Below are 11,904 nucleotides of genomic sequence, written 5' to 3'. Positions count from 1 at the left end.
GCCTCGCCGCTGGGCGAGATCAAATCGGAAAGGTGGGCGACATCGTCTCGGAATCCACGGGCGACTTCATATCGGTACGCCTGGGGCGACTTCGTCGGAATCCGCACTGAGATCTCATGCGGACGTGCACAGACGACTGTCATCTTGATTGCGATGTGCCGGCGTCCTGAGCAGGAGAACATTTTCCTGGCTCAGCGAAGACCTGTGATTCCTTCCCCTCTGCCGCCGCGTTGCGCACGCTGCGGCAATTTCCGGGTCGACATCAAGGACAGCGACGGGCGGCAAATCATATGTCCTCACTGTCGATCGAACGATCGAACTCCGCATAGGAGACGCTGATTTGTACCACCTGCGGGCGGGAATTGCCATTTCCTACGCCCTGATTGCGGAACGCGATCACCTCCTGCGCAAACGGGACGCATTGCGAACTGAGGTCAGGCGGGCAAAGGACGGCATCGAGGCTATCAGGTGTCGCGAAGTCGCGCTAACCATGGAATGCCCGTTCTTCGCCGTGTCGAGATAGTTTTCCTGCGGCTATGACGAGTGACAGAACCGGAACTTCGATCGGGTTCTCATATCAATCACTGCACTTAGCTTTGGCCACGAAATCGATCGTGCTAGAACCCCCCGAGATTTAATATCGGTTCCATGATATAATCTGATTTAATATGCTGGTGTCGGCGCTGCATATTTCGCAGCCTTCTCGGCCCAGTTTCGCCAAAATCGCAGTTACTTCTGCTTGCGGGGCAGGACCTCTCAGGGAGTCCTGCATATGTTGAGTCGAGTATTCGTTGCGTTTGTCTTGATAGTGTTTGGGTCCACCGTCTCGGAAGCACGCCGTCTGCCTGCTATTCATCAGGTGCGTGAATGCAACGTCATCATGCCGTGCGACTTCTCGCTTTCACAACCTCATCAAATCTACAACACGCGACGATTGCAAGCGCTTCAAAGGGGAAATGCGTTGATGTCGTATCCCAGTGTAACCGTAGGTAACGGGCAGGTCGTAGGTCATCGGCCGGCCGGCTGTCCTCGGAACTTCTGTGGGTGCGGCGCATCTATCAAAGTGTTTGGCCGGATCGTTCCAGAACTGAATCTTGCATCCAACTGGCTGCGTTTCCCCCGCGCCGCCCCAGCCCCCGGAATGGTCGCCGCTCGGCATGGTCACGTCTTCGTCTTGGAGCAACATGTGAATGGAGATGTATGGATGGCTTATGATGCGAATTCCGGCGGCCATGCCACGAGAGTCCACGAGCGTTCAATAAGAGGCTATACCGTCGTCAACCCTCGTGCTTGACGTGTAGCGCGGCCGGGGCGTCGGACTAGGCGTCACGGGGAAGCGAGAGAGTTGACTATCTCCGCTTCTGCCTCGGCCGCGCGGCCAAGGCCCTGCGGGATGAAGCAACAAAAGCTGGCTGCGTATGCGCCGCCGGCTTTGTGTATCAGCATGGTCAATGCATTAAGGTTGACGCGGAAGGCGAGACCTGCGCTTGTTATCGTTATGCTAGGAAGGCCTTGGCGATAGGTGTCCGCCTCTCGCTGTCTTAACTCCCGCCGGCTTAACGCCGGCGGGTTTTCTTTTTTCCGACGCGCTGGATTAGCCGCCAGGTCGCGGCCGGATCACCTGCTGCAGTCAAATCGCGGTCCACCGCTAACCCATCACGTCCGCATGGATCCATTCTCAATTCACAGCGTTGGCGGCGTTGCAGGCCGCGACGAGCAGGCTTCGCCGGTTGCTCTCTTGCTAGTATATGGTAGTTCATCCGAGACTCTCTCTCTTACCCGCCAATCAATTTTAGAGGAGAGGTTGTTAGGATTGCACGAAGCAACTTGACGAAAAGTAATTTCGCAATCAAATGTGATCATGGGATGCGTCTGAACGTCCCTGCATGGTTGAATCACCAGTGGTGATGACGAGTCCAATGCGTCGAGGCAGCCAACAAATTGAGCGGCTTCACTGAGTTCTTGGACTTCAATCGCTATCGATTTTAGCACCTTGGAGGATTACTGTGAGAGACGACTCGCCCCTCTCTGATGTCGTGCATCTTGGCCCTGATGGCGAAGCTCGAGATCGGTTCTCTCGGTTCTCTCGGTACGCGTGAAGCAATAAACCGTGACGGTCTGCAGATGGGTGCCGCATCTCTTGCTTTCTGTCCGCACGAGTGGACCGACAGTTCTGGCTATGTCAATCTCGAGCTTGTGCGTAAGTTTCCGCTGATGCTGGGGTTCTACTGGCAAACCGCAATCAGGAAACGTTCGCCACGGAAAGAGCGATTTAGACGCTCGCGCGCGTTACGAGGCGAGGGCAACTTGCTTGCCCAAAGCGACCCGTTCGTTTGGGTGCCGCGAACGTTCCAAGTCGCGAATTCGCAAGCGTTGAACGGACCGCCGTTTGGTTTTCTCGACTTCTCCCTGTCTTCATTTTGCTTTTCGCGGTGTACGCGAAGCTGCGTGTGGGTTAGTCGTTGCCGAGCCTTTGCATGGCGCAGTGTTATGAACATCTTCGCGGGTAAGGTGAGTAGTTGTGAGCTGCTGCCGGTTTGATGGACACCGGGTTAAGCTAACCCCACTTTACGCTCGAACTCAACCGGGCTGAGATAGCTGATGGTCGAGTGCCTGCGGGTCATGTTGTAAAATCGTTCGATGTAGTCGAACACATTGGCTCGTGCCTCGTCTCTGGTCCTGTAGGTTTTGCCTTCCGTCCGTTCGGTCTTGAGCGACGAGAAGAAGCTCTTCATCGCCGCGTTGTCCCAGACGTTACCGGAACGGCTCATGCTGCAGATAATGCCGTGGTCGGCCATCAAACGCTGGAACTGCTCGCTGGTGTACTGCCTTGGTTCGAGTGGTGCAACAGTGCGTCCGGCTCGCCGCGTCGCCAGACGGCCATCAGCAGGGCATCGATCACCAACTGAGCTGTCATGGCGACGCTCATCGACCAACCCACCACCCGGCGTGAGAATAGTCGATCACTGCTGCGACGTAGAGCCAGCCCTCGGCCGTCCAGAGATACGTAAAGTCGGCGATCCACTTCTGGATCGGCCGCTCGGCAATGAACTGCCGGTTAAGGAGGTTCGCCGGCACGGCCTCGAGCTGTCGATCGCCGCTGTCCTTCGGCAAGCGCCGGCGTCGCGGCCGCGCCCGCAAGCCCTGCAGGCGCATCAGTCGTTCGATTGGTGGAGGCCACAGTCCGCCCCATCGGCAAGCACATCACGCCACACCCGGCGCGCACCATACGTGCGGTCGCTCGCCATGACGCTTGCCTCCACCTTGCCGCCGAGCTCTTCGTCACTGCGGGATCTGGCGCTGGGCGAGCGATTCAGCCAGGCATGGAAGCCCGACCGCGACACCCCCAGCGCATCGCATAGCCATGCACCGGCCAGATCGCCCGGTGCTTCGCGATGAAGACGAACTTCATGTCGCTTCCCTCGCGAAGAAGGCTGCGGCCCTTTTTAGGATATCCCGCGCGGCCTTTAACTTGGCGACCTCGCGGCGCAACCGCTCGATTTCCTGCGGCTCCGGCTTCATCTGCCCGTGGTCGGGAAAGGCCTGCACCGGATCGGAGCCGAACTCTTTCACCCATTTGCGCAGAACGTTCTCATGGACATCCAGATCGCGCCCGGCCTGCGCCACCGACACCCCACGCTCCTTAACCAGCTTGACCGCCTCGATCTTGAACTCGCGACTGAACTTCCGTCTCTTCATCGCCCACCTCCGGCTTCATGAAGCAAATCTCGGTGTCCATCAAACCGGCAGCAGCTCATTGCGTCATTTTGGCCCGATATGACCCTCTGAAGGTGTTTGGTGATTTAGATCACAGACGTTTTTGACGAATGATGGCATTCTGCACCGCACTCTCTTGAGGGTTGGGGATGAAGCGGCCGTCTCAGTTGTTGTGTAAAGTTAGTCAGCTTTTGTCGATTGCAGAGGTCGAACAGAGGCTCGCGATGCTCGCAGAGTTGGAGGATCTCTTGAAGCGGAGGTCGGAAGCTGTGCAGCGCTCGTACCCGTTCTTATCGGGCGAGACATTGGCCGACCGCAAAACACAAAGGTCCACCAGCAATCTTTAGTGACGACAAGCCGTTGAATCGGTTCGTCATCTCCCGCAACGATATCAATTCCTTAATCTGAGACCCCTGTACGTGGTCTGGTGACCACGGTGTCAAGATTGCAACCGGCCGTTCGTGCGTGACTGCAAGCTTCGGACCAATCATGCGTCGGGGAGGGCTGGCCTAAGTGGCACGGGTCTAACTCATCGCGGATGCCGACCAGGAACCTAGTCAAGTTGCGAAACATTAGATGAGATGCGTCCGATTTCCTGGTCAGTCATTTCCGGAATGCGCGATAGCAGCTCCCTGTCCAGAAGGCCGATTGCGATCAGCTGACGCCACTTTCAAGCGCAAACAGGAGTGCCTCGACCATGTCCCGCGCCTTCATTGCAATCTTAGTGCTTCTAACTTATCCGCCTGTCTTTGCTCAAACGACCGCACCCATCGGTCATTCGGGGCAGCCTGTTCCAACGCGGCCAAATCCAACGTTCTCGAATCCACTCGGCCATGTCGCGCCGATGGCGACGCCCAACGTCTATTATTCAAGAGACCGCAGCGGCCGGACGATAATCATTCGACCGAACGGAAGCGCGATGGCGGGCGGAACTCAGCAACGACGCTAGTTCGCTACAAGGAGGGCGTGTGCGAGCAGCAGCAGGATCGGTGATCGAGAATGGTCTGATTTGGGCAGATCTGTTGCTACGAATCCCCAACCGGCTTTGAAATGACGATTCTCCGAGTTTCGATTTTGACTGTGCATAAAGACGCGCGTTCAGTTCAAACGTCGTGGGAGACGGACGCGGTCGTGACCTGGTTATTTACCTTTGTCGTCGTTATAAGTGCTGCGGTTTTGATCGCGCATTTTGTCGAGGCTATGCGTTCTTGAACTCTGCCAGAAGCCTCGGGCCGATTTCTGCAGTTTCCTTTGAAGCGGACCGGACCAGTTGGTGACATCCATGCAACCATTTTGTTCTGCTTTCGAAAGACGAGGTCGTGAGCGATAGCCGGCGGGGGATCAAACCTTCGCTTGATCCCTTCAGGACCAGTTTCGCACGAGCCGTCGAGTAGCTTGCTTGGCTTTGCTTGCTGATCGCAGGGACCATATCGACAGGTGTGGGCTCGTCAGCGGCGAGCCGAGCTCCGCAGGTGCCGATATGGCCATCACGTGTTCTGCAATGCGGAATTTGATTGCGGGCGCTGCAAGGCAGGAGCCGATGGCCTCCAAATGTCAGGGAAGGTCGTCAAGGAGATCAATCGCAGGCTCAACCCCATCTCGTTGATGTGATGGATTAATCCAGGCTGTGTGGGCTCGCCAAGGGCCATAGATCGCGTCTTGCTAGAGACGGTCCCCCGAAAAAGGGGGCCTGAAACAACCATTGGCGAACTTTGCGGGGGCATTTCCCCATTTCCCTAGTGGGCAAAAATGGGCTGCAAATCGGCATACAAGTGCCAAACCAGGAATTAAATGTCGCCATAATCCTGAGTTTAACACGACTGGGGCCAAAAGCTGGGGTGATACGATGAATTTTGTTGCCGAAATGGAGCGTCTCGATCTGGATGATCTATGGGCTCTGTATGCAGAGATGAACGAAGTTCTTGAACGCAGAGTCCGCGGGGAAAAGCTGCGCCTCGAGGAGCGTCTCAGGAAGCTTGGAGTTTCGGAACCCGCGCGCCGGGCGTACCCGCCGGTGCTCCCGAAATACCGCAATCCTGAATTTCCCTCCGAGACCTGGGCGGGCCGCGGAAGGCAGCCGCGCTGGTTGGTCACGCAACTTCAAGCCGGCCGTCGTTTGGACGATTTCAAAATCCAATCGCACGACGATCTGCGCGCGCAAGTGAGAATGAGGTAAGGTCAGAATGGTCCAAGCTTAAGTATCACGCGTCAAAGTATGAAAACGCGCGAACTTGTGCCATTTAGGCGGTCGTCGCGACGAAGCAGTGCTATGTTTGGCGCGGCTTCTTGCTGCTGCGTCGTCGACCCGCTTCTGAAGTTCGTTCAATTCCCGCAATTGCCTGGCAATGATCTCTTTTCGATGATTGAGCTTGTTCGCCATAATTTCACTGACACCGCGCACTGATCCCACCCAAATCCAATCAATAAGAAGTCCCGCCCAAAACGCACCGATACTATTGGGAGCTTTGCGGGCTTTCAATTGGCGCCCGTGCGACATCAACAATTCGTCGTCGCCCAAGCGTTTCACGATCCGGCGCCGTCATGCTGTTTGCCTGGACTCCTGCGTCCTGAAGACTGCCCATGCCGCCACGCCTGACGGGGCGCTTGGTCGGCATATGCTTCCACGGCGCTAGGCAGCTTGGTGCAACCTGCGCTTTGAAGCCAAGGCTCTCCCGGCGCTTGGCCAGATCCTTCGATCCATCGTGTTGGCGCGCTGATTGGCAAACGTTCTCGGATCCACAATCTGGATGGAGGAAGAGAGGCTCAGTGCCAGCTACCCGGTACGAACGGTCGTTTGTGGGGGCCGTGCACGCTTAATGGTCGAGCTTTGCCCCGGGCGCTTCCTTGCCCGTCGAGATTGCGCGCATTTAATGGGCGCTCTGGTGAAGCGATGAGCACCGGCCAAACCACGACAGGAGCATGTCTGCCGCCTGGGGCAGCGCTTCAAATTGCGAGGACAGGCGGCCGGGAACCAAGAGGGCAGTCTAACGCAGACTGCTCCGCCGTTTACGGGAACGTCGCGTTGATGCTGTCACATACCTGACCCGACTTCTCAATTCCGCCCTGTCGACCCGCTTCTGCAGTTCGTTCAGTTCCCTAATCTGTCGAGCAATGTTCCGAGTTCTAAGGTCCAAGGCACTCACAGAAATCCGGCTACCGTTACTCATACCAGCCTCAATCAATAATTATGCGTCAAATAAGTGTTTGATTTTTAGTTCAAAAGCCGCAGCATTTCAAATGGTAAGTGATGCGGCCCCTGTAAAAGAGCGTGACGTTGTTAACTGGTGTATGTCCATTCGCACCAATTCGAGGTCAAGATCGCGGCCGACATGTGATCGAACTTAACGAATGTTGGTTTGATGCGCTGGCAAAGCCGGCCTGGGACTGGCTCTCAATCGTCCGTTCCACCCAATGAGCCTCGGACGAGGACTGTCGCGCGCCATGGAAAACTAGCTCTGACGCAAGTTTGGTGCAGCGCCGACTATTTGGCACCGATTAGTCTGGCTTGAGCAGATCAATTTTGCTGCGACCGTACATTTGACGTCTGACCGTGTTCGCCGACACGGTGGTTGCCACCGCGATCCTCGACCGCTCCTGCACCACAGCCATGTGCTGACCATCCGCGGCGACAGCTACCGGCTCCGCGCCAAGCGCAAAAGCGGCCTCATCAAGCCACTCGCCGTTGACGCCCCTCCGGTCGGCTCCGCCTCCCTCCGTCCCGTCAGCGGCGGAGCCAACCTTCAACCGACATCATGAACCACAGGGGGGCAGTTCTTCGTGACGCACATGGGGCAGTTCCGGACGGTGTTTTACAAGGGCATTGCGTCCCGTCGCTTTGAGCGCATTTATTTAGACGGGTGAGTGAACCAGCCCTCGTCGTCCGATCGTAGGAAAGGGATGTCCAGATCGCTCGGTCGCCTCCCAGCCCATTTCAGCCTCATCGTCGAGATCCGCGATCACGTCTTCGACGGCAGAAATGGTCTGTTGGATTGCGGCAATCTGATTCAGCTCCTTATCCAGAATCGGGCCAACCCGATTTTGAAGGGCGACGACCATCTCCCGGCGTCGTTCCTTCAACTGGACCAACGGCAAACCATGATCGGACGGATAGTGCATTTCAGTCCTCTCCATTTGGAACTACATCATTCTTTATCCAAATTTTTTTGATATGCGGTTGCAGAATCAGTTCGCATTTTAGTGTGTAAGGCCGTCTCCAGCGAACGACCATGAAGTTGTCCGCAGTCCCAGCTTGGCGGCGACCCGCGTAGACGCTACGCCGCATGTTCGCGGTTTATCAGCACAACCGCGCTCGAGGTGACTGGCTTCCGCGGATGGGCCAGCGAAGAAAGGGCCGCGGCGCTCCTCAACGCCGCGACCCCGTCGTGGGAAAAGTGAAATATGCCAGCTCCGGCGCCGAAAAGATGACACGGCGCTCCCGTCGGCCCAGTAGCGGAAAGAGAAGCTTTCGTTCGCTGATCTGTTCGCGTGTTGCCCCGTAGCCATGGACGCAGCGTGCGACGTCGCACGCGGACGCGGGGTGGTAGCGCGCCGTCCATTAGTCGTTAGAGGGCGCGACAATTGGAACAGCGCGACATGATGACCGCACTCGACCGTCAGCTCTGGATCTGCTGGTCGTCAGAGGCTCGTCTGGGCGTCTTATTGAGGACGCTAAATCAGCCGGCTTGGACGACCGCTTCGAGGGCCCGGGATTCATTGTCGGGGGGCGCGTCAACGTGGTCGCGGGTTCGATGCCAAAGCTGCATCACCGCTCGGCCAGTTCTTGAATGCTGCAAGAAATTTAGTGGGACGCGCTCGTTCCCCAGACGTCGCGGTGCTTCGTGGTAAGGCTAACGAGCGGTTTGAGTTGCGAATGCAATTGTTTGGATCGATGTTTGCTGGAGTCGTGGGATTGCCTGGATGTAAGGCATCTGCGCGGCAAGGGGCGCCGCCTCAAGTGGCGGCGCCCCGCCCAAGTGCTCGCGACGGAGAAAGCCGCCCGGGAGAAGGTCACCCTCGCGCACCGTCATACAATCCTGTCCTTCGTGCACCGCGACTCTCAGCGTTGACTGGCAGCGCAAACTGGGCGCCCGATTGTTTCCGCGGCCCGCATCGAGGTTCCGCCGCATCAGAGCCGCTGCGTCTCCGTACCGTTCATCTGTGGCTATCGATGCGCGCGCGTTCAAGGGACTTGACGTTGCGGCCGCCTTCCGGGTCCGGTAGCTTCGATGATGCTGCCACTGGAGAGCTTCTCTCGTGATATCGCGCATCTTCGTGATCGTCGGCTTCGCCGTTCTTTTTGTTTGCTGTCCTTGCGGCAAGGCAGGGGCCGTCACGGCAGAAATTGCCAAGAAGTGTGAAGCGGCGGTAGTGGCGGCTTTCCCGCCGCGCGTGCCATCGAACCCAACGGCGGGAAGTGCGAAGGGCAACGTCCGCGACCAGCGAGCCTACTTTAACGAATGCGTCAAAAACGGCGGAGCACCGCCCAGTGACAAGAAATAGCTGCGTATCCTTTGAGGTTTGCGGCCTTCGATCGGGCTACGTCTTTCGCGCCTGATGGAACGAAGAGGTCCATCCGACGCCACCATGTCCAAAGCGAGGTCGGGGAAGGGGTCGGAAGTTCAAAAGGCTGCAGTGGTCACGAGATGGACACCGCGAGCATTGTGGCATAAGCGGCGCGGTCGCATACCAACCGCGAAAGTACGTCCTAGTCGCCTGCAGCGAGGTCAATCGGTTCGTCCCCTGAAATTTGACAAAGTTGGCAGCTTGCGCGCCGAAATTTCCCTCGTCCAAGCCGATGCGATGGTCGTAGAATGGGGAATGGAGACGTCGCCATGACGAAAGATGCGGTGAAGATCGTCGAGACGATGCTGAGGAACCGCCAAATGGAGAATAGGCGGGCTTATTTGGTACGTGGTCGACGCTACCAACGGCTCACCTCAGAGAATCTGATCGAGCGTTGGGTCGAGCAGATGAAAGCCTGGGCTGATAACTTGAACTCATTCGATCAGGCTGCATTGAACGACCTCGGGGTCGAGATGACGTTGCGTGAAATGCATCCCCCACTCGACCGGATCGGTGGGGCTTCGCAAAAAATCGTCGTTAGGTCAGACGCGGCGTTAAAGCAGTTATGCGCCGATCCGGAATCCCTCGGTCAGAGAAGAGAAAATATCGGACAGGGGGCAGACTTGAAAAAATCCGATCCAAGCAGCCGTTTTTGATTGTTTGCGCTGATCGCGCGCTATGAATGCCAGCCCTCGTGCGGTCGCGTTGCAATGGATGCGCACGAGCCAATCTATTTGCCGTAAGGGATGGCTCTGCGGGATTTCGGCGGTCGTTTTCGTCTTCATGGTGTGACAACCAACCTTATCGAGCCATGCTCTCCGACTGTGGGCGTTCATCACCGATCACCTCGAGCAACCGTGCCCGCTTGCCGATTACGCTTGAGCCATTTGTGATCAGCTGCCTGGGCGAAGCCGCCTGCGAGAGTTGAATGCACCAGATCGCGGCCCCTCCAGATCGACGGTCCCGCGGCGGGTGCAATTACATGTCACGACGGCGATCCATTCGGGCTGGGAGCGCACGGGAGCGTTGTCTCCACCCTGTTATCTTAACTTTCGCTCGAAAACCGGTAAGCCAAATGCCGGTTGCGCAACGGCGATGGCATTATAAATTCGCTTTCTCAAGTCTCCAACCTAACTCCAACCTGACGAAGTAGCTGCGCACGAGCAGCCTCAAAAGCGGCGCCAGCGTCCATCCTTCTCCAGCGCCCGCAGCCGTCGTCTTTTGGATTGCAAGTGCCGGGTCGCATAGCCGACCGCAAAGCCGGCCGCAAAGCTGAGGCCCGAGAGGAGTAAAATAGCAAGGAGTTCCTGCATAGAATGCAACGCCAGCAAAATGAATATGTGCAGCCGAGTCGTCGTGGCGGCCCAAAACAGGCAATTCCAATTCTCAATGGTGCTTTCAAAGCTCCGATCAGTCGCCAATGTTGGATGACATGGTACGTCGACCCTAGAACCGCGCAATTCGGCTTTGCGATTAACCTCACTTGTCAACCTTAAGCAAGCTTTGGGAGGGGGCCGTTTCCCTCCTTAGGATGCCTGCATGTGCCAATAGGACAGTCAGATTCCACCCGTCTTCAACGGTAGGCGGACGATTTGAACGTGAGACCCAGACCAACACAGTACCGGGAATTCTCTGGGAATTACTGAGCTTCCGTCGGATCGAATTGGACGGAGCGATCCTACGTGATTGTGTTCGTGATTGAAGGGATCAGCGAGGATGACGCTCGATGAATCCTTGGCTGGGAGCCGCTGTGGGAGACGACGGCGACCGACTTCAACGGGGCGGCTAGTGACAGCTGATGGCCGCTCTTTCTCGCAGTTAAAATCGATCAAAGGTAAGCGTAGCGCCGAGGCCCTTAGGATTATTTGTGCGGAGTCTTGGGAGCACAGTTAGAAGAGTCATCTTCTGCAAGGGTGCTCACAATGGACGACCATTCTGACGACATAAGACGACCGTTGTCACCGCGTATCGAGGTGTATGCTGGCGCAGGTCGCAAGCGCTGGCCGGACGATTTGAAGGCGCAGATTGCCGCGGAAAGCCTCGAGCCGGGAGCGGTTGTAACAGATGTCGCCCGTCGCCATGGCTGCCGGCCCCAGCAGGTGCATGACTGGCGGCGCCGGGCGCGTTTGGGCCAATTGGTATTGCCGGCGTCGGCGGACACGCTATCGTTCGTACCGATGGTGTCGGAATCGACGTGGCCGGCGGCCGTAGAGCCTTCCGGGGCGCCGGAAGCCGCCGTTGTGACAGTTGCGTTCCAGGGCGCGCGCGTGGAGGTGCGCGGGGCGCCCGGCCTTGCCGTGTTGAGTGATGTGTTCGTTGCGCTCCGACGGACACCTTCATGCTGACAATGCCCGCGGGCCTCACGATTTACGTTGCGACGCAACCCGTGGACTTCAGGAAGGGTGCCGAGGGCTTGGCGCTGCTGGCGAAGGAGACACTGGGCTATGACCCGATGAAGGGCGTGGCAGTGGTCTTCCGTGCGAAGCGCGCCGATCGGGTGAAGATCGTCGTCTGGGACGGCACTGGCCTTGTGATGTACGGGAAACGGCTGTCATTCGGCCTGCAATATTGACCCCCTAAGCCGGGGGATCGGCGTCCAAAATTGGCTCTGACTCACTTTTGATG

The 11,904-nt window shown here is 57.3% G+C and carries 7 protein-coding genes and 2 pseudogenes; 6 read left to right on the top strand and 3 right to left on the bottom strand.

Going from position 1 to position 11,904, the window contains the following annotated elements; translation table 11 throughout:
- Window positions 1-2,552: 2,552 nt before the first annotated feature.
- Window positions 2,553-3,699: pseudogene (locus L6639_RS42270) on the bottom strand (IS3 family transposase).
- A gap of 1,864 nt (window positions 3,700-5,563) precedes the next feature.
- On the opposite strand from L6639_RS42270, the gene L6639_RS42265 reads away from it, so the two are divergent.
- Complete coding sequence (locus L6639_RS42265; protein WP_237867290.1) at window positions 5,564-5,893, top strand: H-NS histone family protein; 330 nt, start codon at window positions 5,564-5,566, stop codon at window positions 5,891-5,893.
- 18 nt (window positions 5,894-5,911) lie between these two features.
- Here L6639_RS42265 and L6639_RS42260 read toward each other — a convergent pair whose 3' ends face one another.
- Window positions 5,912-6,235, bottom strand: coding sequence for a hypothetical protein (locus L6639_RS42260; protein WP_237867289.1), 324 nt, complete (start codon window positions 6,233-6,235; stop codon window positions 5,912-5,914).
- 1,059 nt (window positions 6,236-7,294) lie between these two features.
- On the opposite strand from L6639_RS42260, the pseudogene L6639_RS42255 reads away from it, so the two are divergent.
- Window positions 7,295-7,473: pseudogene (locus tag L6639_RS42255) on the top strand (ATP-binding protein); the annotation flags it as partial.
- Between the two features lie 93 nt (window positions 7,474-7,566).
- Here the strand turns inward: L6639_RS42255 and L6639_RS42250 are convergent.
- Window positions 7,567-7,833 (bottom strand): hypothetical protein, encoded by a 267-nt coding sequence (locus L6639_RS42250; protein ID WP_237867288.1) that lies wholly within the window; start codon window positions 7,831-7,833, stop codon window positions 7,567-7,569.
- Window positions 7,834-8,970: 1,137 nt separating this feature from the next.
- On the opposite strand from L6639_RS42250, the gene L6639_RS42245 reads away from it, so the two are divergent.
- From L6639_RS42245 to tnpB, 4 genes are all read left to right on the top strand, one after another.
- Window positions 8,971-9,216, top strand: coding sequence for a hypothetical protein (locus tag L6639_RS42245; protein ID WP_237867287.1), 246 nt, complete (start codon window positions 8,971-8,973; stop codon window positions 9,214-9,216).
- Window positions 9,217-9,548: 332 nt separating this feature from the next.
- The gene (locus L6639_RS42240; RefSeq protein WP_237867286.1) at window positions 9,549-9,935 is read left to right on the top strand and encodes a hypothetical protein; all 387 of its coding nucleotides are present in this window, start codon (window positions 9,549-9,551) and stop codon (window positions 9,933-9,935) included.
- A 1,266-nt stretch (window positions 9,936-11,201) separates the two neighbouring features.
- Window positions 11,202-11,624, top strand: coding sequence for an IS66-like element accessory protein TnpA (gene tnpA / locus L6639_RS42235; RefSeq protein WP_237867285.1), 423 nt, complete (start codon window positions 11,202-11,204; stop codon window positions 11,622-11,624).
- Window positions 11,618-11,851: an IS66 family insertion sequence element accessory protein TnpB gene (tnpB, locus tag L6639_RS42230; protein ID WP_237867283.1), complete on the top strand. Its 234-nt coding sequence runs from the start codon at window positions 11,618-11,620 to the stop codon at window positions 11,849-11,851. The genes tnpA and tnpB overlap by 7 nt, the downstream gene beginning before the upstream one ends.
- Window positions 11,852-11,904: the final 53 nt, after the last annotated feature.

Source organism: Bradyrhizobium zhengyangense (genome assembly GCF_022012555.1).
Classification (GTDB): domain Bacteria; phylum Pseudomonadota; class Alphaproteobacteria; order Rhizobiales; family Xanthobacteraceae; genus Bradyrhizobium; species Bradyrhizobium zhengyangense.
The sequence above is the reverse complement of the archived record's forward strand: the minus strand, read 5'-3'. Positions and strand labels throughout refer to the sequence as shown.

Excerpts from the sequence above, each read along its gene's own strand:
- L6639_RS42265 (WP_237867290.1), top strand. The coding sequence starts at position 5,564 with ATGAATTTTGTTGCCGAAATGGAGCGTCTCGATCTGGATGATCTATGG.
- L6639_RS42250 (WP_237867288.1), bottom strand. The coding sequence starts at position 7,833 with ATGCACTATCCGTCCGATCATGGTTTGCCGTTGGTCCAGTTGAAGGAA.
- L6639_RS42240 (WP_237867286.1), top strand. The coding sequence starts at position 9,549 with ATGACGAAAGATGCGGTGAAGATCGTCGAGACGATGCTGAGGAACCGC.
- tnpA (WP_237867285.1), top strand. The coding sequence starts at position 11,202 with ATGGACGACCATTCTGACGACATAAGACGACCGTTGTCACCGCGTATC.
- tnpB (WP_237867283.1), top strand. The coding sequence starts at position 11,618 with ATGCTGACAATGCCCGCGGGCCTCACGATTTACGTTGCGACGCAACCC.